26 protein-coding genes are annotated in these 24,808 nt (G+C 71.2%); 11 read left to right on the top strand and 15 right to left on the bottom strand.

Annotated features, from left to right (window positions below; all coding sequences use genetic code 11):
- Positions 1-153 precede the first annotated feature (153 nt).
- Positions 154-1,380 (top strand): PTS transporter subunit EIIC, encoded by a 1,227-nt coding sequence (locus ACGFZK_RS28380; RefSeq protein WP_393851718.1) that lies wholly within the window; start codon positions 154-156, stop codon positions 1,378-1,380.
- A gap of 86 nt (positions 1,381-1,466) precedes the next feature.
- Here ACGFZK_RS28380 and ACGFZK_RS28375 read toward each other — a convergent pair whose 3' ends face one another.
- Positions 1,467-2,219, bottom strand: a complete 753-nt coding sequence (locus tag ACGFZK_RS28375; RefSeq protein ID WP_393851693.1) for an MBL fold metallo-hydrolase — start codon at positions 2,217-2,219, stop codon at positions 1,467-1,469.
- A gap of 195 nt (positions 2,220-2,414) precedes the next feature.
- On the opposite strand from ACGFZK_RS28375, the gene ACGFZK_RS28370 reads away from it, so the two are divergent.
- Together ACGFZK_RS28370 and ACGFZK_RS28365 are read left to right on the top strand one after the other, a co-directional pair.
- Positions 2,415-2,834, top strand: coding sequence for a hypothetical protein (locus tag ACGFZK_RS28370; protein WP_393851692.1), 420 nt, complete (start codon positions 2,415-2,417; stop codon positions 2,832-2,834).
- Positions 2,831-3,193: a DUF488 domain-containing protein gene (locus ACGFZK_RS28365; RefSeq protein WP_393851691.1), complete on the top strand. Its 363-nt coding sequence runs from the start codon at positions 2,831-2,833 to the stop codon at positions 3,191-3,193. Before ACGFZK_RS28370 ends, ACGFZK_RS28365 begins: the two co-directional genes overlap by 4 nt.
- A 131-nt stretch (positions 3,194-3,324) precedes the next feature.
- On the opposite strand, the gene ACGFZK_RS28360 is transcribed toward ACGFZK_RS28365, so the two are convergent.
- The 7 genes from ACGFZK_RS28360 to clpS form a co-directional block, all read right to left on the bottom strand.
- Positions 3,325-4,275, bottom strand: coding sequence for a PLP-dependent cysteine synthase family protein (locus tag ACGFZK_RS28360; RefSeq protein ID WP_393851690.1), 951 nt, complete (start codon positions 4,273-4,275; stop codon positions 3,325-3,327).
- Positions 4,275-4,553, bottom strand: coding sequence for a MoaD/ThiS family protein (locus ACGFZK_RS28355; RefSeq protein ID WP_393851689.1), 279 nt, complete (start codon positions 4,551-4,553; stop codon positions 4,275-4,277). The genes ACGFZK_RS28360 and ACGFZK_RS28355 overlap by 1 nt, the downstream gene beginning before the upstream one ends.
- 80 nt (positions 4,554-4,633) lie before the next feature.
- Positions 4,634-4,741: a putative leader peptide gene (locus ACGFZK_RS28350; RefSeq protein WP_314252769.1), complete on the bottom strand. Its 108-nt coding sequence runs from the start codon at positions 4,739-4,741 to the stop codon at positions 4,634-4,636.
- A 77-nt stretch (positions 4,742-4,818) separates the two neighbouring features.
- Entirely contained in the window at positions 4,819-5,241 is a 423-nt protein-coding gene (locus ACGFZK_RS28345; RefSeq protein ID WP_393851688.1) for a Mov34/MPN/PAD-1 family protein, read from the bottom strand.
- A 101-nt stretch (positions 5,242-5,342) separates the two neighbouring features.
- The gene (locus tag ACGFZK_RS28340; RefSeq protein ID WP_393851687.1) at positions 5,343-6,782 is read right to left on the bottom strand and encodes an amino acid permease; all 1,440 of its coding nucleotides are present in this window, start codon (positions 6,780-6,782) and stop codon (positions 5,343-5,345) included.
- Between the two features lie 318 nt (positions 6,783-7,100).
- The gene (locus ACGFZK_RS28335) at positions 7,101-7,703 is read right to left on the bottom strand and encodes a DUF2017 domain-containing protein (protein WP_393851686.1); all 603 of its coding nucleotides are present in this window, start codon (positions 7,701-7,703) and stop codon (positions 7,101-7,103) included.
- Positions 7,703-8,017 (bottom strand): ATP-dependent Clp protease adapter ClpS, encoded by a 315-nt coding sequence (gene clpS, locus ACGFZK_RS28330; RefSeq protein ID WP_393851685.1) that lies wholly within the window; start codon positions 8,015-8,017, stop codon positions 7,703-7,705. Before clpS ends, ACGFZK_RS28335 begins: the two co-directional genes overlap by 1 nt.
- Before the next feature lie 143 nt (positions 8,018-8,160).
- Here clpS and ACGFZK_RS28325 point away from each other — a divergent pair, with 143 nt between their 5' ends.
- A complete protein-coding gene (locus tag ACGFZK_RS28325) occupies positions 8,161-9,489 on the top strand; it encodes a nicotinate phosphoribosyltransferase (protein ID WP_393851684.1) in 1,329 nt (442 codons plus the stop codon).
- A 114-nt stretch (positions 9,490-9,603) separates the two neighbouring features.
- Positions 9,604-10,188 (top strand): isochorismatase family protein, encoded by a 585-nt coding sequence (locus tag ACGFZK_RS28320; protein WP_393851683.1) that lies wholly within the window; start codon positions 9,604-9,606, stop codon positions 10,186-10,188.
- 101 nt (positions 10,189-10,289) lie between these two features.
- Here the strand turns inward: ACGFZK_RS28320 and ACGFZK_RS28315 are convergent, their stop codons facing one another.
- Both ACGFZK_RS28315 and ACGFZK_RS28310 read right to left on the bottom strand, forming a co-directional pair.
- The gene (locus ACGFZK_RS28315; RefSeq protein ID WP_393851682.1) at positions 10,290-10,592 is read right to left on the bottom strand and encodes a hypothetical protein; all 303 of its coding nucleotides are present in this window, start codon (positions 10,590-10,592) and stop codon (positions 10,290-10,292) included.
- A gap of 112 nt (positions 10,593-10,704) precedes the next feature.
- Positions 10,705-13,059 carry an immune inhibitor A domain-containing protein gene (locus ACGFZK_RS28310; protein ID WP_393851681.1) on the bottom strand — a complete coding sequence of 785 codons (2,355 nt, stop codon included), beginning with the start codon at positions 13,057-13,059 and terminating at the stop codon, positions 10,705-10,707.
- 474 nt (positions 13,060-13,533) lie between these two features.
- Between ACGFZK_RS28310 and ACGFZK_RS28305 the strand changes: the two genes are divergently transcribed.
- Positions 13,534-13,839, top strand: coding sequence for a hypothetical protein (locus ACGFZK_RS28305; RefSeq protein WP_393851680.1), 306 nt, complete (start codon positions 13,534-13,536; stop codon positions 13,837-13,839).
- 126 nt (positions 13,840-13,965) lie between these two features.
- Here the strand turns inward: ACGFZK_RS28305 and ACGFZK_RS28300 are convergent, their stop codons facing one another.
- Complete coding sequence (locus ACGFZK_RS28300) at positions 13,966-14,697, bottom strand: RDD family protein (protein WP_393851679.1); 732 nt, start codon at positions 14,695-14,697, stop codon at positions 13,966-13,968.
- Between the two features lie 98 nt (positions 14,698-14,795).
- Complete coding sequence (locus ACGFZK_RS28295; protein WP_393851678.1) at positions 14,796-16,238, bottom strand: RDD family protein; 1,443 nt, start codon at positions 16,236-16,238, stop codon at positions 14,796-14,798.
- A 257-nt stretch (positions 16,239-16,495) separates the two neighbouring features.
- On the opposite strand from ACGFZK_RS28295, the gene ACGFZK_RS28290 reads away from it, so the two are divergent.
- Positions 16,496-16,975 carry an SsgA family sporulation/cell division regulator gene (locus tag ACGFZK_RS28290; protein WP_393851677.1) on the top strand — a complete coding sequence of 160 codons (480 nt, stop codon included), beginning with the start codon at positions 16,496-16,498 and terminating at the stop codon, positions 16,973-16,975.
- A gap of 41 nt (positions 16,976-17,016) precedes the next feature.
- On the opposite strand, the gene ACGFZK_RS28285 is transcribed toward ACGFZK_RS28290, so the two are convergent.
- On the bottom strand, positions 17,017-18,399 hold the full coding sequence (locus ACGFZK_RS28285; RefSeq protein ID WP_393851676.1) for an FAD-binding oxidoreductase: 1,383 nt from the start codon (positions 18,397-18,399) through the stop codon (positions 17,017-17,019).
- Between the two features lie 96 nt (positions 18,400-18,495).
- Between ACGFZK_RS28285 and ACGFZK_RS28280 the strand changes: the two genes are divergently transcribed.
- Entirely contained in the window at positions 18,496-19,977 is a 1,482-nt protein-coding gene (locus ACGFZK_RS28280) for a tetratricopeptide repeat protein (RefSeq protein WP_393851675.1), read from the top strand.
- 147 nt (positions 19,978-20,124) lie between these two features.
- Here the strand turns inward: ACGFZK_RS28280 and hppD are convergent, their stop codons facing one another.
- Positions 20,125-21,279, bottom strand: a complete 1,155-nt coding sequence (gene hppD / locus ACGFZK_RS28275; RefSeq protein WP_393851674.1) for a 4-hydroxyphenylpyruvate dioxygenase — start codon at positions 21,277-21,279, stop codon at positions 20,125-20,127.
- A gap of 140 nt (positions 21,280-21,419) precedes the next feature.
- Here hppD and ACGFZK_RS28270 point away from each other — a divergent pair, with 140 nt between their 5' ends.
- From ACGFZK_RS28270 to ACGFZK_RS28260, 3 genes are all read left to right on the top strand, one after another.
- The gene (locus ACGFZK_RS28270) at positions 21,420-21,899 is read left to right on the top strand and encodes an Lrp/AsnC family transcriptional regulator (protein ID WP_393851673.1); all 480 of its coding nucleotides are present in this window, start codon (positions 21,420-21,422) and stop codon (positions 21,897-21,899) included.
- 77 nt (positions 21,900-21,976) lie between these two features.
- On the top strand, positions 21,977-22,573 hold the full coding sequence (locus ACGFZK_RS28265) for an ArsR/SmtB family transcription factor (protein WP_393851672.1): 597 nt from the start codon (positions 21,977-21,979) through the stop codon (positions 22,571-22,573).
- Positions 22,574-22,666: 93 nt separating this feature from the next.
- Positions 22,667-23,962 carry an MFS transporter gene (locus tag ACGFZK_RS28260; RefSeq protein WP_393851671.1) on the top strand — a complete coding sequence of 432 codons (1,296 nt, stop codon included), beginning with the start codon at positions 22,667-22,669 and terminating at the stop codon, positions 23,960-23,962.
- On the opposite strand, the gene ACGFZK_RS28255 is transcribed toward ACGFZK_RS28260, so the two are convergent.
- Positions 23,892-24,689 carry a S16 family serine protease gene (locus ACGFZK_RS28255; protein ID WP_393851670.1) on the bottom strand — a complete coding sequence of 266 codons (798 nt, stop codon included), beginning with the start codon at positions 24,687-24,689 and terminating at the stop codon, positions 23,892-23,894. The genes ACGFZK_RS28260 and ACGFZK_RS28255 overlap by 71 nt on opposite strands.
- Positions 24,690-24,808 lie beyond the last annotated feature (119 nt).

Below are 24,808 nucleotides of genomic sequence, written 5' to 3'. Positions count from 1 at the left end.
GGTGTAGACCACGCGGGCCTGTCTGAGCCCGCGTACCCCCAAATCCGAGACGTCGCCGTCCCCCGTTTCCCTCTGGCGCCGCCTTGCCCACTGGAGGAAGTTGTGTCCACGGCTACCGCCCCCTCGGCGGAAAAGAAGAAGGGCGCTGGCGTGATGGCCGTCATGCAGCGCATCGGCCGGAGCCTCATGCTCCCCGTTGCCGTGCTGCCTGCCGGCGCACTCCTGCTCCGCCTGGGCGCGGGTGACATGCTCGGCGACAAGGACGTCTTCCCCACCTTCGTCCTGAAGATCGCCGGTTACATGGCCGCCGGCGGCGGCGCGATCCTCGACAACATGGCGCTGCTGTTCGCCGTCGGCATCGCGATCGGCTTCGCCAAGAAGTCGGACGGCTCCACCGCCCTCGCCGCCGTCACCGGTTACCTGGTCTTCCAGAAGGTGCTCGCCACCTTCACCGACAGCAACCTGCCGAAGGTCGAGAAGGTCGTCGACCACAAGGTCGCCCTCGTCGACGCCACGGTCAACGCCGGTGTCCTCGGCGGTGTCGTGATGGGCATCATCACGGCCCTGCTCTACCAGAAGTTCTACCGGACCAAGCTGCCGGACTGGGCGGGCTTCTTCGGCGGCCGCCGCCTCGTCCCGATCCTCTCCGCCCTGGCGGGTCTGGTCACCGGCATCGTCTTCGGTCTCATCTGGCCGGTCCTCGGCACGGGCCTGCACAACTTCGGTGAGTGGCTGACCGGTTCCGGCGCCGTCGGCGCGGGCATCTTCGGTGTCGCCAACCGTGCGCTCATCCCGATCGGCATGCACCACCTGCTGAACTCCTTCCCGTGGTTCCAGGCCGGCTCCTTCGACACCCCGACCGGCGCCGTCCACGGCGACATCGGCCGCTTCCTCGCCGGTGACCCGAACGCCGGACAGTTCATGACCGGCTTCTTCCCGATCATGATGTTCGCCCTCCCGGCGGCCTGCCTCGCGATCGTCCACTGCGCCCGCCCCGAGCGTCGCAAGGTCGTCGGCGGCATGATGTTCTCCCTCGCGCTCACCTCCTTCGTCACCGGTGTGACCGAGCCGATCGAGTTCACCTTCATGTTCATCGCCCCGGTGCTGTACGCGATCCACGCGGTGCTGACCGGTATCTCCATGGCCCTCACCTGGGCCCTGGGCATGCGCGACGGCTTCGGCTTCTCGGCCGGCCTCGTCGACTTCGTACTGAACCTGGGCATCGCGGAGAAGCCGTGGATGCTGGCGGGCGTCGGCCTCTGCTTCGCAGTGGTCTACTACGTCGTCTTCCGCTTCGCGATCATCAAGTTCAACCTCCCCACCCCGGGCCGCGAGTCCGACGAGGAGCTTGCCGAGCTGCAGAAGGCCGAGGCCAAGTAGGCAGCCCCGCAAGGCCCGCACGACCGAAGAAGCCCCCGCTCTCCCGGAAGGGAGGGCGGGGGCTTCTCGTTGTCGGGGCCGGGGGCTCAGATCTCGTAGACCGCGCCCGAGAACGCCAGGTCGACCCGGCCGTCGTAGACCCCGCGGGCGTCGGCGAGGTTCTGCTCCGGGTCGGTCCACGGCGGGATGTGGGTGAGGACGAGCCGGCTCACGCCCGCGTCGCGCGCGTACTCGCCCGCCTGGCGGCCGTTCAGGTGCAGTCCCGGGATGTCCTCCTTGCCGTGCGTGAAGGAGGACTCGCAGAGGAAGAGGTCGGCGCCCTGGGCGAGCAGGCCCAGCTCGGTGCAGGTGCCGGTGTCCCCGGAGTACGTGAGCGAGCGGCCGCCGTGCTCGATGCGGATGCCGTACGACTCCACCGGGTGGGAGACCCGCTCGGTGCGGACCTGGAAGGGGCCGATCTCGAAGGTCCCCGACTTCAGCGTGCGGAAATCGAAGACCTCGCTCATCGAGCGCTCGTCGGGGACGTCGTCGTAGGCGGTGGTCAGACGGCGCTCGGTGCCCTCGGGCCCGTAGACGGGGATGGTGCCGCAGCGGCCGCCCTCGTGCCGGTAGTACCGGGCGACGAAGTACGCGCACATGTCGATGCAGTGGTCGGCGTGCAGGTGGCTCAGGAAGATCGCGTCGAGGTCGTAGAGGCCGCAGTGGCGCTGGAGGTCCCCCAGGGCGCCGTTGCCCATGTCGAGGAGCAGCCGGAAGCCGTCGGCCTCGACGAGGTAGCTCGAACAGGCCGAATCCGCGGACGGGAACGACCCCGAACAGCCGACGACGGTGAGCTTCATGGAGCGTGAACCTCCGAGGACGGTCCGTGGACGGAATGCGGGCCGTGCGTGCGTCGAGCGTAAGGCGCGAAACGTCCGGTCGCTCCTCCGCGGCAGGCCGTTGTGGGGGGAATCACCTGCGCTGTCACCCGGGGGAGCGACGATGGGTACGGGCGTTGCCGTGCCGGGGCGTTCCCGCGCGGCTACGGTCGAAGCATGGACACGTCCTGGTGGCCCGCGGTGGCCGCGGTGGTGGCCGTGGCGCTGCTGGTGCTGGTCGCCGGGGGCCGGTCGGGGCTCCCCCGCCGGGCCCCGCCGGCGCACGGGGCCGGTCCGCCGGCGCAGCCGCGGGCGGGCGAGCTGTGGAGCCTGGCTGACGGCCGGTCGTGCCTGGTCCTCGCGGTGGGGTCGGTACGGGGCCACCGGGCGCGGGTCGCGTGGATCACCGGGAAGTACGACGACCGGCGGGCCGGGGTGATCCCGCTGCCCCCGGGGACGGTGGGGACCCAGGGCCGGGTGAGCTTCCTGGAGGCGGACCGGCCGGCGGAGGTGTCGCTGTGGGAGTTCCGGACCCGGATGGGGATGCTGGACCCTGCGGTGTGGGACGAGATCAAGGGGCTGGGGGGCGCACGGTGACGCGGGAGCCGGTGGTCCGCCTGCGGCGGGTGTACGACCCGCCGGAGCCGGCGGCGGACGGGGTACGGGTCCTGGTGGACCGGCTCTGGCCGCGGGGCCTGGCGAAGGCGGTGGCCGGGGTGGACGAGTGGCCGAAGGCGGTGACGCCGTCGTCGGAGTTGCGGAAGTGGTTCCACGACGGGGGCTCGGCGGAGGAGTTCCGGCGGCGGTACGAGGCCGAGCTGGCGGAGCCGGTGGCGGTGGCGGAACTGGCCCGCCTGCGGGGCCTGGCGGCGGCGGGTCCGATCACGTTGCTGACCGCGGTCAAGGACCCGGCCTCCAGCCACGCGGCGATCCTGGCGGAGTGGCTCTCCGGCTAGCGGTGCGGTGCCGCTGCGCGGAGCTGGTCCCCGCCCCGCCCTTTCTCTCCGTTTCCCGGGCTCTGCCCGGACCCGGTCCTCAAACGCCGGACGGGCTGAAATACAGCCCCGCCGGCGTTTGGGGCGCGGGGTCACGCCCAGAGCTGGCCCTGGAGGACCTCGATGGCTTCCTCCGTGGTGGCGGCCGTGTAGACGCCCGTCGACAGGTACTTCCAGCCGCCGTCGGCCACGACGAAGACGATGTCCGCCGGCTCGCCCGCGGCCACCGCCTTGCGGCCGACGCCGATCGCCGCGTGCAGGGCGGCTCCCGTGGAGACGCCCGCGAAGATCCCCTCCTGCTGGAGGAGCTCCCGCGTGCGGGTCACCGCGTCCGCCGAGCCCACCGAGAAGCGGGTGGTGAGCACGGAGGCGTCGTACAGCTCCGGGACGAAACCCTCGTCCAGGTTGCGCAGCCCGTAGACCAGATCGTCGTAGCGCGGCTCGGCCGCGACGATCTTGATGCCTTCCACGTGCTCGCGCAGGTAGCGGCCGACGCCCATGAGGGTGCCGGTCGTGCCCAGGCCCGCCACGAAGTGCGTGATGGAGGGCAGGTCCGCGAGGATCTCCGGGCCCGTGGTGGCGTAGTGCGCGCCCGCGTTGTCCGGGTTGCCGTACTGGTAGAGCATCACCCAGTCGGGGTGCTCCACGGCCAGTTCCTTGGCCACCCGGACCGCGGTGTTCGAGCCGCCGGCGGCCGGCGACGAGATGATCTCGGCTCCCCACATGGCCAGCAGGTCGCGCCGCTCCTGGCTGGTGTTCTCCGGCATGACGCACACGATGCGGTAGCCCTTGAGCTTGGCCGCCATCGCCAGCGAGATGCCGGTGTTGCCCGAGGTGGGCTCCAGGATGGTGCAGCCGGGGTACAGCCGGCCGGCCTTCTCGGCCTGCTCGACCATGTGGAGCGCGGGGCGGTCCTTGATCGAGCCGGTCGGGTTGCGGTCCTCCAGCTTCGCCCAGATGCGGACGTCTTCGGAGGGCGACAGCCGGGGGAGGCGGACCAGCGGCGTATTGCCGACCGCGGCCAGTGGGGAGTCGTAGCGCATTACTTCGATCCGCCGGCCACGGCCGGGAGGATGGTGACGCTGTCGCCGTCCTTGAGCGCGGTGGAGATGCCGTCGAGGAAGCGGACGTCCTCGTCGTTGAGGTAGACGTTGACGAAGCGGCGCAGCTGGCCGCCGTCGACGATGCGCTCCTCGATGCCCTTGTGGCGGGTCTCCAGGTCGGCCAGGAGGTCGGCGAGGGTCGCGCCCTCACCGGAGACGGCCTTCTCGCCTTCGGTGTAGGTGCGGAGGATGGTGGGGATGCGGACCTCGATGGCCATGGCTGTCTCCAGTCGTCGGGAAGTGCGTGAGAGAAGGTGCGGCGCGCGGTTCGGCCCCCCGCGCGGAAGGGCTCTCGTGCTCAGAGCGCAGGACAGATGGCGCTGGCGAGGCGGCACAGGTCGACGTGCAGCCGCGCCACCAGCAGCAGCCTGCCGGGCGTCTCGATGCTCACGTCGTGGGAAACCATGCGGTCATGTTAACGATTCCCGGTCACCGGTTTGGAGTGTGATCCCGCATCGTGGACGCCCACCGCTCACATGATGGTCAGTAGGCGTCGACGACCTGCACTTCTTCCTCGGTGATCGCTCCGTCGACGATCCGGTACGAGCGGAACTGGAACTCCCCGAGGCCGTCCTTGTCCGCCGTCGAGACGAGCACGTAGTGCGCGCCGGGCTCGTTCGCGTACGTGACGTCCGTGCGTGAGGGGTAGGCCTCGGTCGCGGTGTGCGAGTGGTAGACGATCACCGGCTCCTCGTCGCGGTCGTCCAGATCGCGGTAGAGCTTCAGCAGATCCTTCGAGTCGAACTCGTAGAACGTGGGCGAGCGGGCCGCGTTCAGCATCGGGACGAACCGCTCGGGCCGGCCGGTGCCCGCCGGGCCGGCCACGACACCGCACGCCTCGTCGGGGTGGTCCTGGCGGGCGTGCTCGACGATCTGGTCGTACAGGGCCTGGGTGAGGGTCAGCATGAGCGACAGGATAAGCAGACGGGCCCTTCCGTACCGAGGAGTGGTACGGAAGGGCCCGCATGATGGACACGAGGTCCGTGGGAGGGTGCCTCCCGGCCGGTCTACGAGGCCTTGCTGAAGGCCGCGCCGCGCGGGTCGCGGGACTTCATGACCAGGTACGAGACGCCCAGGATCAGGCCCCAGAGCGGCGCGCAGTACAGCGAGACGCGCGAGTCCTTGTCGGCGCCCATCATCACGATGACCATGCCGATGAAGAGCAGTGCGAACCAGCTCGTGTACGGGGCGCCGGGGGCGCGGAACGTGGACTGCGGCAGCTCACCGCGGTCGGCCCTGGCCCGGTAGCGGATCTGGCAGACCAGGATCATGATCCAGGCCCACATGCCGGAGATGGTGGCGAAGGAGACGACGTAGTCGAAGGCCTTGCCCGGGGCGACGTAGTTGATCCAGACGCCCACCAGCATCAGTGCGGCGGAGAAGGTGGTGCCCACCAGCGGGGTGCCGCTCTTGGTGAGCCTGGCGAAGAACTGCGGGCCCTGGCCGTTGAGGGCGAGGTCGCGCAGCATGCGGCCGGTGGAGTACATGCCCGAGTTGCAGGAGGACAGGGCGGCGGTCAGCACCACGAAGTTGACGATCGCGGCGCCGATGCCGAGGCCCATGCGCTCGAAGGCGGCGACGAAGGGCGAGACGCCGGGCTGGAAGTGCGTCCACGGGACGACCGACAGGATCATGATCAGCGCGCCGACGTAGAAGACGGCGATGCGCCACGGCACGGTGTTGATGGCCTTGGGCAGGGTCTTCTCGGGGTCCTTGGACTCGCCGGCGGTGACGCCGACCAGCTCGACCGCGAGGAAGGCGAACATCACGATCTGCAGGGTCATCAGCGTGCCGCCGATGCCCTTGGGGAAGAAGCCGCCGTCGTTCCACAGGTTGGAGACGGTGGCGGTGTCGGCGGCGTCGGAGAAGCCGATGGTGAGGATGCCGGCGCAGATCAGGATCATGCCGACGATGGCGGTGACCTTGACCATGGAGAACCAGAACTCCAGCTCACCGAAGAGCTTCACGGAGATCAGGTTGGCGGCGTAGAGGATGACCGTGAAGATCAGCGCGTAGGCCCATTGCGGGAAGCTGTCATGGGTCCAGTACGACATGTACTGCGCGGCCGCGGTGACCTCGGTGATGCCGGTGACCACCCAGAACAGCCAGTACGTCCAACCGGTGACGTATCCCCAGAACGGGCCCAGGAACTCGCGGGCGTAGTCCGAGAAGGAACCGGAGACGGGGCGGTACATGAGCAGCTCGCCCAGGGCCCGCATGATGAAGAAGATGACCAGGCCCGCGATGGCGTACGCCAGGATCAGGCTGGGTCCGGCCTTGGAGATGGCCTTGCCCGCTCCCAGGAACAGGCCGGTGCCGATGGCCCCGCCGATGGCGATCATCTGGATCTGGCGGGCGCCGAGCGTGCGGTGGTAACCCTCGCCGCCCTCGCCCGGGCCGCCCTCGCCGGGCGTCTTGTCGTGCTGCTCGACCTGCACAGAGGTCATGTCTGGTGCGCCTTTCTCCACGCCGACCCGCGCCTTCGTTGGCTGCGGATCGGGTCCTCGATCCCCCCGGATACGGATGGAGTTGCACGCCGGCGATCAGCCGGTCCAAGCCAGCCGGGGGACATGGGTGGCGTCCCTTCGGCAGTCGTGAAGATTTATCACGTGCTTACGACTGCCCGAGGGGGAGAAATGTGGCGCAGGGCATCAAAAATTCAGGCCAAAGACACCGAAATGGATCAGATCACCGCGGGGCGGTGATCTGATCGTTATCCGGATTTGAGCGTCCGCTGAGCGAACAGTGTTCCCTCTTGAGGATCCTCAGAGGGTTTCGATCAAGGTTTCCTGGAGACCGCCGAGCCAGAGGTACGCCATCACCATCGGCTTGCGCGGGTCCTCGTCCGGCAGCCGGAACAGCACCGCGCTCTCGTCGTCCTCGGTGATGTCCAGGCGCGCCGCGATGGTCAGCCGCAGGTCGTTGAGCGCGCCAAGCCAGCGCAGCGGCAGCTCGCCGGACAGCTCCAGCACCGCCGCCCCGTCGCCGGCCGGGGTGAGCCCGTCCAGGCTGCGTACGACCGCCAGCGCGTCCTCGCGCTTGCGGGCGCGCAGGTCGTTCTCGGTGAAGCGGCGGAACTCCGCCGAGCGGGCCTCGAGCTCGACCGGGTCCACGCCCTGGTCGCCGGTCCCGTCGGGAGCCCCGTACGCGTCGGGGAAGAGCCGGGCCAGTGCCGGGTCGGACGGGGGCTCGGAGGGGCCCTCGGCGAACAGCGCGGCGAGCGGGTCGGCGTCCTCGGCGGGCTCCGGCTCGCCGGGGCCGATCAGCTCCAGCAGCTGGACGGCCAGGGAGCGAAGGATCGAGATCTCGATCTCGTCGAGCGCGATGGCGGCGCCGCCGCCCCCCAGGGACTCGAAGGTGCCGCCCATCAGTTGCGGTCCTGGGTGAGGGTCGCCCACAGGCCGTAGCCGTGCATGGCCTGCACGTCGCGCTCCATTTCCTCGCGGGTGCCGCTGGACACGACCGCCCGCCCCTTGTGATGGACGTCCATCATCAACTTGTGTGCCACGTCCTTGGAATAGCCGAAGTACGCCTGGAACACGTACGCCACGTAGCTCATGAGGTTGACCGGGTCGTTGTGCACCAGGGTCACCCAGGGGACGTCGGGTTCGGGGACCGCGAAGGTCTCTTCGGCGGATTCGGTGCGTTCGATCTCAACAGGAGCAACACTCACTCGTCCCATGCTGCCACCTCGACTGCGCCGCCGCCCAAACAGGGGCCGCACGAGCCCCTCCGCCGAGGGCTCTTGCGCCCCGTGACCGCTCCGTCTCACCATCCGCACCCACATCTCGTCACTTTGACGAAATGTGCGCTAGCATCCCAGCCATGAACCCTGCGGACCTGGGCCTGCCGGTGGACGTGCCGTCGACAGCGCTCTTCACGGACCATTACGAGCTCACGATGTTGCAGGCCGCACTGGCCAACGGCACCGCCGACCGGCGCTCGGTCTTCGAGGTGTTCACCCGGCGGCTGCCCGAGGGGCGCCGCTACGGGGTGGTCGCCGGAACCGGGCGCGTGCTGGACGCGGTGGAGAACTTCCGCTTCGACGGCGCCGTGCTGGAGTTCCTGCGCGAGCGGGCCGTCGTCGACATGCGGACCCTGGACTGGCTGGCCTCGTACCGCTTCTCCGGCGACATCTGGGGCTACCCGGAGGGGGAGGTCTACTTCCCCGGCTCCCCCGTCCTGCGGGTGGAGGGCAGCTTCGCCGAGTGCGTGCTGCTGGAGACCGTGATCCTGTCCATCCTGAACCACGACTCGGCGATCGCCGCGGCCGCCTCCCGGATGTCCTCGGCGGCCGGCGAACGCCCGCTGATCGAGATGGGCGCGCGGCGCACGCACGAGCTGGCGGCCGTCGCCGCCTCGCGGGCCGCGTACGTGGGCGGCTTCACCTCGACCTCGGACCTGGCGGCCGGATTCCGGTACGGGATCCCGACGGTCGGCACGAGCGCCCACGCCTTCACCCTCGTCCACGACAGCGAGCGGGACGCCTTCACCGCGCAGGTGGCCTCGCTGGGCCGCGGCACCACCCTGCTGGTGGACACGTACGACGTGGCCGAGGCGGTCCGCACGGCCGTCGAGGTGGCCGGCACCGACCTGGGCGCGGTCCGGATCGACTCCGGCGACCTGCTGCTGGTGGCCCACCGGGTACGGCAGCAGCTGGACGAGCTGGGCGCGACCTCGACGAAGATCGTGGTCACCTCGGACCTCGACGAGTACGCCATCGCCTCGCTGGCGGCCGCCCCGGTGGACGCGTACGGCGTGGGCACCCAGCTGGTGACGGGCAGCGGGCACCCGACGTGCTCGATGGTCTACAAGCTGGTGGCGCGGGCCGTCTCGGCGGACCCCAAGGCGCCGCTGGCACCGGTGGCGAAGAAGTCCTCGGGCGGCAAGACCTCGATCGGCGGCCGCAAGTGGGCGGCCCGGCGCCCGGACGCGGACGGGGTCGCGGAGGCGGAGGTGATCGGCGTGGGGCCCGTTCCGGCGGCCCTGGCCGACCACCAGCTCCTGACCCAGCTGGTCAAGGGCGGCGAGGTGATCGCCCGCGAGCCGCTGGAGGCCGTCCGGGACCGCCACCGCGCGGTGCGCGCCGCGCTGCCCCTGTCGGCGACGCAGCTCTCCCGCGGCGAGGCGGTGCTCCCCACGGAGTACGTGTAACCCCATGGGCCGGCTGCCGGGGCCCCGCCCCCGTTTCGGGTAGGGGCGGGGCGGGGGAAGAGCCACCGCAGGGCCCCGCCGCCGCACACAGACATCGAGCCGAAGGACAACGTCATGCACCGCGCACTGATCGTCGTCGACGTACAGAACGACTTCTGCGAGGGCGGCAGCCTCGCGGTCACCGGCGGAGCCGACGTCGCCGCCGCCGTCACCGAGTACATCGGCCAGGCCACGCCCGCGTACCGGCACGTCGTCGCCACCCGCGACCACCACGTCGACCCCGGGTCGCACTTCGCGCACCCGCCGGCCGAGCCGGACTACGAGACGTCCTGGCCGGTCCACTGCGTCGCCGGGACCGAGGGCGTGGGCTTCCACCCGAACTTCGCCCCCGCCGTGGCCTCGGGAGCCGTTGCCGCCGTCTTCGACAAGGGCGCGTACGAGGCCGCGTACAGCGGTTTCGAGGGCGCCGACGAGAACGGGGCGACGCTCGGCCAGTGGCTGCGGGACCGGCACGTCACCGAGGTGGACGTGGTCGGGATCGCCACCGACCACTGCGTGAAGGCCACCGCCCTCGACGCCGCCCGCGCCGGCTTCGGCACCCGCGTCCTGCTGGACCTGACGGCCTCCGTGGCCCCGCACACGGCCGCACGGGCCCTGGAAGAGCTCCGTGCGGCCGGGGTGACCCTCGTCGGCGGCTAGGGCCCGTCCTGCCGATCAGGACGGGCCCTAGCCGTCCCTCTTCCGGATCGGGGCGGGCCCGTGTGGTCCGACAGGAACCGAAAGAGAGGGCCCGGGCCCGGTCAGGCGCCCAGCAGGGCCCGGATCGGGTGCCAGAGCTCCTGCGCGCGGTCCGGTGCGCCGCGCCACAGCAGCCCGTCCGGGTGGTGCAGGACGGCCGTGACCTCGTCCGGCGTCGGCGGGTGCGCGTTGCCCCGCAGGTACACCGCCCGCATCCCGAGGTTCCGCAGCCTGGTCAGGGCGCGGGCCCGGTTCGCGGCGTGCACCAGCACGCGGACATTTCCGCCCTCACCGGACGGCCTCGGCAGCGTGAGCGCAACCACCACGCTGCCGCCCGGCAATCTCACGAAACCTCCACCTGGCATGGATGTCATCTCCCCCGTCAATAAGAAACTCGTACCGGGCATCTAAACGCGAACGGCCGCCGCCCGCTAGAGGGCGACGGCCGATCATGCTTTGACCTGCGGTTTTACCGAATTACTTCGAGGAGGGGCCGACCTCGACGGTCATGACTTCACCGTCGTAGGTCTCCTTCAGGATCTTGATCTTGGTGTTGGTGTCAGTGACCTTCACCGATCCGGTCGGGTTCTCGTCGTAGTAGTACTCGCCCTTGTGGTCGTCGAAGACGAGGTTCGCGGGCTTCGGCTTCAGGAACAGCGACTCGCCGTTCTTGTGCAGCGTGAACGCATCCGTGGAGTACGCGCTGAAGGTGGCGTCGTACGGCTGGATCTTGTTCCGCAGCAGGGTGCCGTCCGCCCACTTCATGGGCTTGGCGTTGGCGTCGATCGGGAGGATCAGACCCTGGCCCGGGTGGACGCTGGTGTTGTTGTCCTTCTGGCTGGTGTCCCACTGCCAGATGAGCAGACCGTCCTGGTACGGGTAGTGCTCGACCCAGTCCGGCTTGGTGTTGCCGAAGCCGAAGTTGTACGGGCCCACCTTGAGGGTGGAGTCGTACGACACGTAACGGCGGTTCTCGGCCAGGTAGTACTGCGCGTACTCCTTGGTGAAGCCGCTGCCGATGCGCGAGAAGCCCTTGCCGGTCCAGCCGTTGTCGCCGTTCTCGGCGCCGTCGGTGAACAGCGCGGAGCCGTCCGCGGTCAGGGTGACGGCGTCGGCCGCGAAGCCCTTGCCGCCCGCGCCGCCGTCCGTCTGGTAGCGGAAGCGGAGGTCGACCTTCTTGCCCGCGTAGGCGTCGAGCGGGAAGTTCAGGTTCTTCCAGGCACCCGAGACACCGGTGAGCGACGGGCTGCCGGAGGCGTCGGCCGGGATGGCCGTGCCGTCGGCGGTGCCGGCGAGGGCGGTCCAGGTGGCGCCGCCGTCCGTGGACACCTCGGTGTAGAGGTAGTCGTAGTCGGCCTCGATGTCCCACCAGCCCTTGAGGGACAGGGCGGCGGACTTCTTGCCCGTCAGGTCGACGGAGCGGGTGAGGGTGTTCTTGAGGTCGTCACCCATGTTGCTCCACCACTGGGCGGAGCCCTCGGCGGGAGCGACGATGTCCGTCTGGACCTTCTTCTTGGGCAGCTCGACGACCAGCGCCTGCTTGTCCTTGGTGTTGAACGCCGACACACCCAGCTTGTGGGTGGACTTCGTCGCGGCCTTGGCCGTGTCGTAGTTCAGCCAGCCCAGCTGGAGCTTGTCCCAGGCGGTCATGTCGCCCGGGAGGTCGCCGATGGAGTCCTTGCCCTTGCCGAGCCAGGAACCGGCCGACATCAGGGACCAGAAGCCGACGCTGTTGTCGCCGCCACCGGAGGTGTCGTACAGGTCGGGCAGGCCCAGGTCGTGGCCGTACTCGTGCGCGAAGACGCCGAGACCGCCGTTCTCGGGCTGCATCGTGTAGTCGCCGACCCAGATGCCGGTGCTGCCGATCTGGGTGCCGCCGGCCTTGTTGTTGTCCGGGCCGGTCTTGCCCGCCGCGGTGCCGTAGGCGTACCAGCGGTGCGCCCACAGGGCGTCGGGGCCCTGCACGCCGCCACCGGCCGACTCGTCCTCGCCCGCGTGGACGATCTGGAAGTGGTCGATGTAGCCGTCGGGCTCGTTGAAGTTGCCGTCGGCGTCGAAGTCGTAGCGGTCCCACTGGTCGTACTGGGACAGCTGCGCCTTGATCTGCGCGTCGGTCTTGCCGGCCTTCTTCTGGGCCTCGGACCAAGCGGTGACGCCGTCCTTGACGGTGTCCCACACGTTGGAGCAGTTGCTCTGACCGCAGAAGTTGGAGCCGTAACGGGCCTCGTTGTACGGGACCTTGACCCAGTCGGCGACCTCGCCCTCGACCGAGTAGCGACCCGAGGAGGTCTTCTCGTAGTAGGTCTTCAGCGAGTCCTTGCCCTGACCCGTGGCGAAGTACAGGTCCTGGAAGTACTCGCGGCTGAAGTCCTTGCGCCAGGCCGTGCTGTTGTCCTTGGCGCGGTCCGGCTGGGCGATCGTGTTGTGCATCGGACCCGGGGTACCGCCGTACTTCGGGACGGCCGGCTTGGGGCCGGGGCCGTCCGGGTCGTGCATGGTCGTGCCGTCGACCTGGTCGCCGAACTCGACGAGGATCGTGAAGATCTTGTCGGTCTTCTCGCGGCCGAGCTCGACGTACTTCTTGTCGTCCAGCTTGACGACCTTGGAGGCGCCTCGCTGCTCGACGCCCTTCTTGCCCTGGAGCACCTGGTCCAGAGCGGCCTTGCGCTGCTGGGCCTGCTGCTCGCTGAACGGGCCCTTGAGGTCGTGCTCGACGACCTTGGCGGGCGCGGTCGGGTCCTGCCCGTCAGACACGGGCGCGGCCTGGATCTTGCCCTCGGCCTGGGCCGCGGTGACGGTGAAGAAGGTGGCGCTTGTCGCACAAGCAGCCATGGTCACGGTGACGGCGGCAGCGCGTATCGCACGCCGTCTGGCGGAGTTGCTGGTCACTTGATGTCGTTCCCCTCCCGCGGCCGCGACGTTGGTCGGAACTTCTCCATAGGAGTGGGGGGTTCCGCGCGGCGCGCGTCTCAAGTGACGACATTTGACCGGAGAGACGCGAGAAAAGACAGACCTTGACTTGACCCTTACAACTGCACTATGCGGTCTGGGAGTTCCGCTATGCGGACGTTCCCCTTCCATACGGGGCGAAGGGCGCTTCCCGACCCCCTCCAGGGTCCGTCCCGTCCCCCTTTCTCCCCCCTGCCGTCGCCCGGAAAATGAACCCGTGCGCCCCCTGTGCTCCGGCACCGTGTGTTAGGTCACGCTTACCGGCGGTCCGGCTCGGGCATCTCCCGTCCTAGAGTCGCTTGACGCGCGAAGCCGGTCGAGCCGACTCCCCCTCCCCTCCCGAGGACGGATATCGCCATGCCGCGTCCGACTGCCGCACAGCTCGCGTACGGGTCCGCCACGGTCGTCGTGTCGACGATCGCCATGCTGCTGCTCTCGCAGACGAGCACCGGGATCGGCGTCGCGGTCATCGCCGCCGCCGCGCTCGCGCTGGGTCTGCTCGTCGCCCTCACCGTGCCCCACCCGCGGCGCCGTGGCCGCCACGCGGCGCGTACGGGGTCCTCCGCGGCCGCCGGGACCCCCGCGGCCCGGGAGGGTGCCGCACAGGCCGCCCGGGTGCCGGACCCCCGGTCCGCCTCGGCCGAACACCCCGTACACCACTGACCGTTGGGCGCTGGCCGGTGGCCGTTGGCCTTTCGTCGCCGGCCTCTGGTCGCTGGCCGTCGGCGCACAACGCGGCGCGGGCGGCCTCCCCGGAGGGACGGCCGCCCGCGGTGCGGTGCGTGACGCCTAGGTGGTGGCCTGGACCACGACCGTCTTGGCGACCTTGTCGTGCAGGCCCTGCTTGTACGGCTTGTCGACCAGGATCGAGACGACCAGCGCGATCGGCCACAGGCAGGCGCAGCAGATCAGCGTCGGCAGCCAGAGCACGGCGGCGCGGGTCAGGGAGGCGCTGGAGTTCGGCACGCTGCCGTCGTTGAGCATCGCGACGCGCAGGCCCATCGCCTTCTTGCCGACCGTCTGGCCGTTCTTCTTGGTGAACCACCAGTCGTAGCCGACGTAGGCGAGGATCGAGATCAGGGTCATCACCAGGCCGCTGCCGCTGTAGGACCTGGTGACGACCTCGCTGATGTCCTCGCCCTGGTCCGTGTCGAAGCGGTAGCGGTTGGTGCCGAATGCCAGCTGGATGAGGGCCAGCGGGATGGCGATGATCAGGACGTCGATGATGCGCGCGAGGAGCCGCTTGCCGAAGTCCGCGAGCGGGGGCATTCCGGCGAGCGGATCGGGCATGCCGTAGCCGCCGCTCCCGCCGTACGGGTCTCCCCCGCCGCCGTACGGGGGCGGCGGGGGCGGGTATCCCCCGCCGCCGCCCGGGCCTGCGGGGGGCGGCTGCGGCCCGCCGCTCCCGGGGGGCGGCGGGTCGTACGGCGAACCGCCCGACGGGGGCGTCGGCTGCTGGGGCTTCTTGAGGAACGGGTCGTCCTCGGGCGGCTGGCCCGGCGGCGGCTGGTCGGTACTCATGGCCCGAGTCGAACCCGGCTCCGGCACCTCCGCAACGGGACCGCGTCCATTCGGGGGGAGGCGGGAGGGACGGACGGGTCCGGGTCAGCCGGACGCGCTCAGCGGGCCACGTACGTCCTGGCCGCCTTGTCGTGCCAGGCCTGGTGGCGCGGGCGGTCCACGAGGCACCAGAGGCTCCCCGGGAGCCCGAGGAAGGCGTACACCAGCCAGCGGCGCAGGGCCGCGCCGAAGGTGGGCGGGCGCAGGGTCGCGGTGGCCAGGACCCGGACGCCCAGCAGCTTCTTGCCCGGGGTGCGGCCCCAACGGGCCGTGGGCAGCACCTCGTAGAGGATCCCGAAGACGAGGACCGCGCCGAGGACCAGGCCGAGGCGGCCGGCGATGGTCGCGTCGAGGAGCCAGACGGTGGTGCTGCGCCCGCTCGCCCGGGCGGCGTCCACCTTGGCCTCGACGTGGGCGGTGGCCTCGGGGAGGAGGGGCAGGGCGGCGGCGACCGCGACGGCCCCGTACACGAGGGAGTCCAGGGTGCGGGCCACGGCGCGGCGCGCCGGTCCCGCGGGGCGCACGGCCCGCTCCGCCATCCGCTCGAACACCTCCCGGGGCGTACGGGCCCCCGCGGGGCGGGAGCCGGAGCCGCCCGGCTCCCGGGGCTGCGGCTGCGGCCGGGGCTCCGCCGGGGCGGCCGGCTCGGGCCGCGCCGCGATCCGCGGGCGGGCTCCGGCGGGGCGCGGCGCCCACAGCTCGGGCCGGTCGGCGGCCGGGGCTCCGGGCGCGGGGGCGGGTGTCGGCGCGGGGGCGGGGACACGGGCGGGAGCGGGTGAGGGGGTGGACGAGGGCGTGGGCGAGGGCGTGGACGAGGGCGAGGGCGTGGCGGTGACCGCTTCGGGCCAGGAGGAGGTCAGTCCGGACCCGCCGGACCCGCCGGCTCCGGGGGCGTCGGGCCACGCGGGGGCCGGGGCCGGGTTCTGGGCGGCCGGGGACCGTACCGACAGGATCCCCGCGGAGGCCTGCTCGGGCCCTCTCGCGGGGGCCGCCGCGGCAGCCGCCGTACGGGCCAGGGAGATGCCCGCCGACCGTGGGACGGCCTGACCGGCCGCGGGTTCCGGAACGGCTTCCGCTTCGGGTTCCGGATTCGGTTCCGCTTCGGGTTCCGGATCGGGCGCGCTGCCCCACGACACCCGGTGGTCGCGGGGCCCGCCGAAGCCGGCCTGGTGCACGGGGTCGGCCTGCCACATCACGGGCTCGGCGACAGGGGCGGCGACAGGGACGGGGACGGGCGCGGGGACGGGGACGGGCGCGGGGGCAGCGGCGGGCTCCGGCAGCGCCTCGGTCATCGAGGTCTCGTCCAGGAACATGGGCCCCGTCTCGTCCCCGCGGGCGGCAAAGACGGCGACGGGCGGGGCAGGTGCCGGCTCCGGGGCAGGGCGGCTCGTACCCGGAACCCAGGCCGCGCCGTTCCAGTAGCGGATGTACCCCGGGATGGACGGATCCGGGTAGTAGCCCTCGCGGGCCGCGTGCTCGCCGTCACCAGGGGAGGCCGTCATGTCCCCAACTCCGATCGTGGCTTGAGGCTTGTGCAAGGGAGGACCATAGCCAAGAACCGCCCCCCGGCAGGTCCGGTAACGGGAGAATCCAAGCAAATGAGCGAACGTCACCCTGCACGATGGTTTTCGGTCAGCCGAAAGAAATCGGCCAATCTCCGCTTCGCCGCCGGAAGTCGCGTCATACCCGGGCACACCGGCGCTCTCTCCGGGTGTGGGGCCCCGTCCGGCCCCGCACACCGAACCGAAGTGAGGCCGTCATGCACCACCCCGTCATCGAGCGCGAGCTGGAACTGAAGCTGGTCCTGTCCCCCGAGCGCAGCATCCCCGTCCCCGCGCGGCTCCTCTACCTCACGGACGACCCGTACGCCGTTCACATCACCTTCCACACCGGCTCGAACACCCCCGTCAACTGGACCTTCGCCCGCGAGCTGCTCGTCGAGGGCGTGTTCCGCCCCAGCGGCCACGGCGACGTCCGGATCTGGCCCACGAAGGTCGACAACAAGGCCGTGCTCTGCATGGCCCTCACCTCCCCCGACGGCGACGCCCTCCTGGAAGCCCCCGCGACCTCCGTGTCGGCCTGGCTGGAGCGCACCCTGCGCGTCGTCCCGCCCGGCACCGAGGCCGACCGGCTCGGCCTGGACGCCGCGCTGGCCGAGCTGCTCACCCCGACCCCGGCCGACGATCTGTGGCTGCGCGACCCATGGCCGTCGGACGAGTCGGCGGACGGGGACCTGTGATGCCGGGCGGCCGTACGCCCGGCGGCCCTCGGCGGCGGACGTCAGAAGAGCTTGCCCGGGTTGAGCAGGCCCAGGGGGTCGAAGGCATGCTTGACGGCCCGCTGCATCTCCAGCCCCACCGGGCCGAGTTCGCGGGCCAGCCACTCCTTCTTCAGCACGCCGACCCCGTGTTCGCCGGTGATGGTCCCGCCCAGCGAGAGGCCGAGGGCCATGATCTCGCCGAAGGACTCGCGGGCCCGCCGCGTCTCGTCCTCGTCCGCGGGGTCGAAGCAGACGATCGGGTGGGTGTTGCCGTCCCCGGCGTGGGCGCAGACCCCGATGAGCAGGTCCTGGGCGCGGGCGATGGCGGCCGTCCCGTCCAGCATCTCACCGAGCCGCGAGCGCGGTACGCACACGTCGTCGATCATCGTCGCGGGCCGCAGCGCCTCCAGCGCGGGGAAGGACATCCGGCGGGCCTGGAGCAGCAGTTCGGACTCCGCCTCGTCCTCGGCGGGCACGACGGCGGTGGCCCCGGCAGCCGTGCACAGCTCCCCCACGGCCGCGAGGTCCTCGGGGGCGTGCGGGGTGTCGAAGGCGGCCAGCAGCAGGGCCTCCGTGGCCTCCGGCAGTCCCATCTTCCCGAGCGCGTTGACGGCCCGGACGGTCGTCCGGTCCATCAGCTCCAGCAGGGAGGGGGTCAGGCCCGCCTCCATGACGGCGCAGACGGCCTCGCAGGCGGCGGCGACGGAGGGGAACTCCGCGGCCAGCGCCAGCTGCCGGGGCGGCGCCGGCCGCAGGGCGAGGACGGCCTGGACGATGACGCCGAGGCTGCCCTCGGAGCCCACGAAGAGCCGGGTGAGGTCGTAGCCGGCGACGCCCTTGGCGGTACGCCGGCCCGTGCGCAGCAGCCGCCCGTCGGCCAGGACGACGTCGAGGCCGAGCACATACTCGGCGGTGACCCCGTACTTGACGCAGCACAGGCCGCCCGAGGCGGTGCCGATGTTGCCGCCGATGGTGCACTGCTCCCAGCTGGAGGGGTCGGGCGGGTAGTAGAGGCCCTGTTGGGCGACGGCCCGCGAGAGCACGGCGTTCACCACGCCCGGCTCGACCACGGCGATCCGGTCGACGGCGCTGATCTCCAGGATCCGGTCCATCTTGACGAGCGAGAGCACGATGCAGCCGTCGGAGGCGTTGGCGGCGCCCGACAGGCCCGTCCGGGCGCCCTGCGGGACCACGGGGACCCGTAGGGCGGTGGCGGTGCGCAGGACGTGCTGGACCTGTTCCACGGTCCGTGGCAGGACGACGGCGGCCGGGGTGCCGGCGGCGCAGAAGCTGGCCATGTCGGTGGCGTAGGAGGTGGTCACCTGGGGATCGGTGAGCAGGGCCTCGGCGGGGAGCCCTTCGAGCAGGCTTGCCCGCAGACGTGCGAAGAGATCGTCATCCATGGGACCAGCGTGGCAGCCGGGGCCATCGGTGTGAACACGCCCGCGCCCGTCTTCGGACACCTCGGCGAACTCTTCATATTGACGCACAGTGACCCCATGGACCGTATCGACGAGGAATCGCAGACGCCGGCGCCGCCCGTGACCTTCACCGGCCGCAAGACGCTCGTGGCGGCCGCGGTCGCCGTGGTCCTGATCGCCGGGGCCCTGCTGATCCGGCCTGCCAGGACCGACGACGACGCCCGTCCGCCCGAGCCGAGCGAGCGGGCCGCCTCCGCGGTGGGGATGGGGGCGCCCGCGGCGGCCGTGGACCTGACGGCGCTGGTGGCCGACCGGGAGAAGTGGCTCGCGGCGCACCCGGACGACGACGCGTCGTGGGCCGTCCTCGGCTCCGCCTACCTCGAGCAGGCGCGGCGCACGGCCGATTCGGGCTGGTACCCGAAGGCGGAGAGGGCCCTGAAACGGTCGCTGGAGGTCCGCCCGGCCGAGAAGGGCAACTTCGACGCGATGACGGGCATGGGCGCGCTTGCCAATGCCCGGCGGGACTTCGGGACCGGCCGTAAGTGGGGCGAGCTCGTACGGGCACAGGCGCCCAAGCGGTGGACGGCGTACCCGGTGCTGGTGGACGCGTACGCCGGGCTCGGCGACTACAAGGCCGCACAGAACGCGATGGAGCAGCTGCAGGAGATGCGGCCGGGCCTGGCCGCGTACGTCAGGGCCTCGCAGGTCTACCGGGACCGCGGCTGGCGCGAGGACGCGGTGGTGGCGATGGAGCACGCGGCGGGCGCGGCGAAGACCCCGGCGGAGAAGGCGTACGCGCTGTTCCGGCTCGGGGAGCTGTCCTGGGAGCGGGGCGACGCGGCGGAGGCGCTGCGGCAGTACGAGGGCGCGCTGCGGACGGATCCGGCGCAGTCGGAGGCCCTGGGCGGCCGGGCCCGCGCGCTGGCCGCGCTGGGGCGCGGCGGGGAAGCGGTACGGGACTACCGGATGGCGCTGGGGCGGACCCCGGTGCCCCGGCTGGCGCGGGAGCTGGGCGAGCTGCTGGACTCGCTGGGGCGGGGGCAGGAGGCGCGCGCCCAGTACGAGGCGGTGGCCACGATGGCGGCCCGGGACAGCCGGAACGGGGTCGACGACGACGTGGTGACGGGCCTGTACGAGGCGGACCACGGCGATCCGGCGGCGGCGGTGCGGCGCCTGTCGGAGGAGTGGTCGCGGCACAAGAGCATGCAGGTCGCGGACGCGCTGGGCTGGGCGCTGCACCAGGCCGGCGAGGACGCGGCGGCGCTGGAGTACGCGAAGAAGGCCACGGAACCGGGGCTGCGCAGCGCCGACTTCGCCTTCCACCGGGCGATGATCGAGCGCGGCCTCGGCGACGTGGCGGCGGCTCGCCGCCACCTCCAGGAGGCCGTGCGGACGAACCCGCACTTCTCGCCGGTGCGGGGACCGCTGGCGAAGGAGATCCTGGCGGCGATCGCCACACCCCCGCCGGGCGGCCCGGAGAACCTCCAGCCGACGGCCCCGTGGGTCGAACCGGAACTCCCGAAGGCGGCCGGTCCGAAACCCTCCCCGTCGGGCCGCTGACCGGCGGTCGGGCGGCGGCGCCGACATCCGCTGCGCGGGGGTCCGGGGCGGAACCCCCGGAAAGACGGCGGCGCCGCACCCGTACGCGGGTGCGGCGCCAGGGCCCCCCTCGGGCCGGGCCGGTGAAACTGCGGACCGAGCCGGAGGCTAGAGGTTGCCGCGCTTGTCCTGCTCGCGCTCGATCGCCTCGAACAGCGCCTTGAAGTTGCCCTTGCCGAAGCCCATCGAGCCGTGCCGCTCGATGATCTCGAAGAAGACCGTCGGGCGGTCCTGCACCGGCTTGGTGAAGATCTGCAGCAGGTAGCCGTCCTCGTCACGGTCGGCCAGGATCTTCAGCTCGCGCAGTTCGTCGATCGGCACCCGGGTGTCGCCGACCCACTCGCCGAGCGTGTCGTAGTACGAGTCCGGGACGGACAGGAACTGCACGCCCGCCGCGCGCATCGTCCGCACCGTCGAGACGATGTCGTTCGAGGCCAGCGCGATGTGCTGGACGCCGGGGCCGTTGTAGAACTCCAGGTACTCGTCGATCTGCGACTTCTTCTTCGCGATCGCCGGCTCGTTGATCGGGAACTTCACCTTCTTGGTGCCGTCCGCGACCACCTTGGACATCAGCGCCGAGTACTCGGTCGCGATGTCGTCGCCCACGAACTCCTTCATGTTCGTGAAGCCCATGACCTTGTTGTAGAACGCGACCCACTCGTTCATCCGGCCGAGCTCGACGTTGCCGACGCAGTGGTCGATCGCCTGGAAGGTGCGCTTGGCCGGGGGCGCGACGACCGGGTCGGCGGCCGCGTAGCCGGGCAGGTACGGGCCGGTGTAGTCGCGGCGCTCGACCAGCGTGTGGCGGGTCTGGCCGTAGGTCGCGATGGCGGCCAGCACGACCGTGCCGTTCTCGTCCTTGACCTCGTACGGCTCGTCCAGACCGCGAGCGCCCTGCTCGACGGCGTACGCGTACGCCGCGCGGGCGTCCGGGACCTCGATGGCGAGGTCGATCACGCCGTCGCCGTGCTCGGCGACGTGCTCGGCGAGGAAGCGGCCGTGGTCGGTGGTCGGCTTGATGACCGAGGTCAGCACGAAGCGCGCGGAGCCGTTGGTCAGGACGTAGCTGGCCGTCTCGCGGCTGCCGGTCTCCGGTCCGGAGTAGGCCACGAGCTTCATGCCGAAGGCGGTCGAGTAGTAGTGCGCGGCCTGCTTGGCGTTGCCGACGGCGAAGACGACCGCGTCCATGCCCTTCACCGGGAAGGGGTCTGCCTCACGCGCGGTGTGCGGGGTGGTTTCGAGGTTCGCCAGAGACTCAGTCATGAGCGCAGAGTCCCGCCGATCCACAAGCTGCGCAATAGTTTCCTCTTTGGCTGTACAAACTGCCCAGGATAGCCGCAGGCTGGCTGAAACATCTGTGCACTATGACCACCCGCGAGCACGCGTGGGCACCGGAGGCATCCATGGGCATCGACGAACTCGACGGCCGGCTCATCGTCCTGCTCGCCCGCGAGCCGCGGATCGGGGTCCTGGAGGCCTCGCGCCGGCTCGGCGTGGCCCGCGGGACCGTGCAGGCCCGCCTGGACCGGCTCCAGTCGAACGGGGTCATCCGCGGGTTCGGCCCGCAGGTGGACCCGACGGCCCTCGGGTATCCGGTGACCGCGTTCGCGACGCTGGAGATCAAGCAGGGGCAGGGGGCCGACGTGCGCGCGCACCTGAACGGGGTGCCGGAGGTGCTGGAGCTGCACACCACCACCGGACACGGGGACATGCTGTGCCGGCTCGTGGCCCGGTCCAACGCCGACCTCCAGCGGGTGATCGACCGCGTCGTCGGGTTCGAGGGGATCGTGCGGGCTTCGACGGCGATCGTGATGGAGAACCCCGTACCGCTGCGGATCATCCCGCTGGTGGAGCAGGCGGCGGAGGACGACACCCGGTCCTGAGGTCGCGGAAGCACTTCCAAAGAAGGCGTTGCAAAGAAACCCTTGCATAGATTCCTTTGCAACCCTATCGTCGAGTCATGCCCGAGAAGCCCCAGCCGCAACCGGCACCGGAACCCAAGGTCCGCGCGCTCGACGCACACGCCCTGCGCGGCCTCGCCCACCCCCTGCGGATGCGGATGCTGACCGCCCTGCGGCACGACGGTCCGGCGACCGCGTCCCAACTCGCCGAACGCTTCGGCGAGTCCAGCGGCTCCACCAGCTACCACCTGCGCCGGCTCGCCGCCCACGGCTTCGTCGAGGACGCGGTCGGGCACGGCAAGGGCCGCGAGCGCTGGTGGAAGGCCGCCCACGAGGGCACCAGCCTCGACGACTCGCTGATCCAGGACGCCGACCCGGCCACCCGCAGCGCGGCGGAGGTCTTCCTGCGGGAGATCGCCACCACCCACGCGCAGGAGCTCGGCGCCTGGCTCAACGACGCGCACAACTGGTCCACGCAGTGGCGCAGCGGCTCCGACCTCAGCAACTTCACCCTGCGGCTGACCGCGACGCAGAGCGAGGAACTGCTCCACAGGATCCACGACTTGATCAACAGCTACCGCGGCCTGCCCGAGGCGGACGACACGGAGACCGTCCGTCTCCACACGCACGTCTTCCCGCGCGGCGCGTCCGAGTAGCCCCCTCCCTCCCCCGCACCCAAGGAGTCCCGTCGTCGTGCACGCCTTACCCCACACCCGCGAGCCCGCCCGGAACCACGCGCGGAGCGCCGTATGAGCCGGCGCCCCCTGGTCGGCGTACTGGCCGCCAACACCATTTCCATAGCCGGGAGTTCGCTCACCCTCATCGGCGTCCCGTGGTTCGTGCTCCAGACCACGGGCAGCGCCGGCCGGGCCGGTTTCGTCGCCTTCTGCGCCACTCTGCCCGTCATCGTCGCCGCCGTGATCGGCGGACCGGTCATCGACCGGATCGGACGGCGCCGGGTCTCCGTCGCCTCCGACCTCATCAGCGGGCTGTCGGTGGTCGCGATCCCCCTGCTGCACCACGCCGGCCTGCTGGAATTCTGGATGCTGTGCGCACTGATGGCCGTCGGCGGCCTCGTGCACACCCCTGGCCTGACCGCCCGCGCCGTGCTCCTGCCGAACCTCGCCGAGCACGCCGGCACCACCATCACCCGGGCCGCCGGACTCTACGACGCGGTCTCGCGCGGCGCCCGGATGATCGGGGCCGCGGCGGCCGGTCTGCTCATCGTCGCGTTCGGCGCCGAGACCGTACTACTGCTGGACGCGGCGACGTTCGGGGCGTCGGCGCTGCTGGTCACCGCGTTCCTGCGCGGGGTGCCGGCCGCCGAACCGCAGCGCACCGCCGGGAAGGTGTCCGTCAAGGCGTACCGCGCCGAACTCGCCGAGGGCTGGGCCTTCATGGTCCGCACCCGGCTGCTGCTGGGCGTCACGGTGATGGTCATGATGACCAACGGGCTGGACCAGGGCTGGTCCTCGGTCCTGCTGCCGGTGCACGGCCGGGAGGCCCTCGGCGGCGCCACCGCGATCGGCCTGATGATCTCCCTCTTCGGCGGCTTCGCGCTGCTCGGCGCCCTGCTCTACGGGATGTGGGGCGAGCGCTTCCCGCGCCGCGTGGTCTTCACGGCGGCCTTCCTGCTCTCCGGGGCGACCCGGTACGTGGTGGCCGCTCTCACCGACACCACCCTGCCGCTCGCCGTCACGATGGCCCTGGCCGGCCTGGGCGCGGGCATGCTCAACCCGATCCTGACCACGGTCATGTACGAGCAGGTGCCGGAGGCGCTGCGCAGCCGCGTCTCGGGCGTGGCCACGGCGGGCTGCGAGCTGACCATGCCGATGGGCGGACTCGCGGCGGGCCTGCTGGTCGACGGGTTCGGGGCCGCCACGGCGCTGCTGCTGTTCGGCGGCACGTACCTGCTGACGACGCTCGCCCCGATGGTCTTCCCGGCCTGGCGCGGACTCGACCCCGAACCTGCCGTCAGCAGGACGGAACGGCCTCTCCCCGGTTCAGCGCGCGAAGAGAGCCCACTGCATCCGTCAGCGAAGTGACGGGGACGAGCCGCAGCCCCTCGGGAAGCTCCGCCTGCGCGTCCGCGCACTCGGCCTTCGGTACGAGGAACACGCTCGCCCCGTCGCGCCGCGCGGCCTGGGTCTTCAGGGCCACCCCGCCGACCGCGCCGACCGCACCGTCGGCGGTGATGGTGCCCGTACCGGCGATGCTGCGACCGCCGGTGAGGTCGCCGCCGCTGCCGTCACCGTCGAGCTTGTCGACGATGCCGAGGGAGAAGAGGAGCCCTGCGCTCGGGCCGCCGACGTCGGCGAGGTTGAGCTCGACCTTGACGTCCTTGGGGTCCTTGTGGAGAAAGCCGAGGGCGGCATCGGTGGCCGCCGACTGCGACTTGGTCATTTCCGCCAGGTTGTGCTTCTCGATCTCCTCGTCGCTTCCGCCCGTGGAGTAGACGGCCTCCCTGGGCATGACCGCCTGATCGGTCTTGAACCAGTGGCCGACGAGCTCGTGCAGCCTCATGGACGAGGACGGACCGGTGGCCCGGATGGTGGTCATCCGCAGCTCGCCCTTGGTCTCCCGGACCGGGGCACCGGAGACGGTGATGACCGGCTTGCCCTGGTCGGACCCCAGAACGTCGGCCGTGAGCCCGGGAATGGCGACCACGAAGGGCAGTGGCGCGAAGGCCGCGGCGACGAAGAGCCCGAGTACGGGCACGGCGCAGACGGCCAGGGCGGCGGGACGCGGCAGACGTGTGAGGCGTGAGAGCACCGGCCCAATCTATCCGCCCACCCAGCCCCACCGGTCACACCGCCATCCCGGCCCCACGGCACGAACCCAGCCCCGCGGGCGCTTGAGGCGCTCGCTTGAGGCGCTCTTTCAGCCCCGCC

It is taken from the genome of Streptomyces sp. NPDC048257 (genome assembly GCF_043201855.1).
Taxonomy (GTDB): domain Bacteria; phylum Actinomycetota; class Actinomycetes; order Streptomycetales; family Streptomycetaceae; genus Streptomyces.
The sequence above is the reverse complement of the archived record's forward strand: the minus strand, read 5'-3'. Positions and strand labels throughout refer to the sequence as shown.

Coding starts and splice junctions, on each gene's coding strand:
- ACGFZK_RS28380 (WP_393851718.1), top strand. CDS start 154: ATGGCCGTCATGCAGCGCATCGGCCGGAGCCTCATGCTCCCCGTTGCC.
- ACGFZK_RS28270 (WP_393851673.1), top strand. CDS start 21,420: ATGGGCATCGACGAACTCGACGGCCGGCTCATCGTCCTGCTCGCCCGC.
- ACGFZK_RS28350 (WP_314252769.1), bottom strand. CDS start 4,741: ATGGTTTCCCACGACGTGAGCATCGAGACGCCCGGCAGGCTGCTGCTG.
- ACGFZK_RS28320 (WP_393851683.1), top strand. CDS start 9,604: ATGCACCGCGCACTGATCGTCGTCGACGTACAGAACGACTTCTGCGAG.
- ACGFZK_RS28335 (WP_393851686.1), bottom strand. CDS start 7,703: ATGGGCGGCACCTTCGAGTCCCTGGGGGGCGGCGGCGCCGCCATCGCG.
- ACGFZK_RS28305 (WP_393851680.1), top strand. CDS start 13,534: ATGCCGCGTCCGACTGCCGCACAGCTCGCGTACGGGTCCGCCACGGTC.
- ACGFZK_RS28300 (WP_393851679.1), bottom strand. CDS start 14,697: ATGAGTACCGACCAGCCGCCGCCGGGCCAGCCGCCCGAGGACGACCCG.
- ACGFZK_RS28265 (WP_393851672.1), top strand. CDS start 21,977: ATGCCCGAGAAGCCCCAGCCGCAACCGGCACCGGAACCCAAGGTCCGC.
- ACGFZK_RS28325 (WP_393851684.1), top strand. CDS start 8,161: ATGAACCCTGCGGACCTGGGCCTGCCGGTGGACGTGCCGTCGACAGCG.
- hppD (WP_393851674.1), bottom strand. CDS start 21,279: ATGACTGAGTCTCTGGCGAACCTCGAAACCACCCCGCACACCGCGCGT.
- ACGFZK_RS28310 (WP_393851681.1), bottom strand. CDS start 13,059: ATGGCTGCTTGTGCGACAAGCGCCACCTTCTTCACCGTCACCGCGGCC.
- ACGFZK_RS28340 (WP_393851687.1), bottom strand. CDS start 6,782: ATGACCTCTGTGCAGGTCGAGCAGCACGACAAGACGCCCGGCGAGGGC.
- ACGFZK_RS28295 (WP_393851678.1), bottom strand. CDS start 16,238: ATGACGGCCTCCCCTGGTGACGGCGAGCACGCGGCCCGCGAGGGCTAC.
- ACGFZK_RS28285 (WP_393851676.1), bottom strand. CDS start 18,399: ATGGATGACGATCTCTTCGCACGTCTGCGGGCAAGCCTGCTCGAAGGG.
- ACGFZK_RS28345 (WP_393851688.1), bottom strand. CDS start 5,241: ATGCTGACCCTCACCCAGGCCCTGTACGACCAGATCGTCGAGCACGCC.
- ACGFZK_RS28315 (WP_393851682.1), bottom strand. CDS start 10,592: ATGCCAGGTGGAGGTTTCGTGAGATTGCCGGGCGGCAGCGTGGTGGTT.
- ACGFZK_RS28360 (WP_393851690.1), bottom strand. CDS start 4,275: ATGCGCTACGACTCCCCACTGGCCGCGGTCGGCAATACGCCGCTGGTC.
- ACGFZK_RS28355 (WP_393851689.1), bottom strand. CDS start 4,553: ATGGCCATCGAGGTCCGCATCCCCACCATCCTCCGCACCTACACCGAA.
- ACGFZK_RS28260 (WP_393851671.1), top strand. CDS start 22,667: ATGAGCCGGCGCCCCCTGGTCGGCGTACTGGCCGCCAACACCATTTCC.
- clpS (WP_393851685.1), bottom strand. CDS start 8,017: ATGGGACGAGTGAGTGTTGCTCCTGTTGAGATCGAACGCACCGAATCC.
- ACGFZK_RS28280 (WP_393851675.1), top strand. CDS start 18,496: ATGGACCGTATCGACGAGGAATCGCAGACGCCGGCGCCGCCCGTGACC.
- ACGFZK_RS28370 (WP_393851692.1), top strand. CDS start 2,415: ATGGACACGTCCTGGTGGCCCGCGGTGGCCGCGGTGGTGGCCGTGGCG.
- ACGFZK_RS28375 (WP_393851693.1), bottom strand. CDS start 2,219: ATGAAGCTCACCGTCGTCGGCTGTTCGGGGTCGTTCCCGTCCGCGGAT.
- ACGFZK_RS28290 (WP_393851677.1), top strand. CDS start 16,496: ATGCACCACCCCGTCATCGAGCGCGAGCTGGAACTGAAGCTGGTCCTG.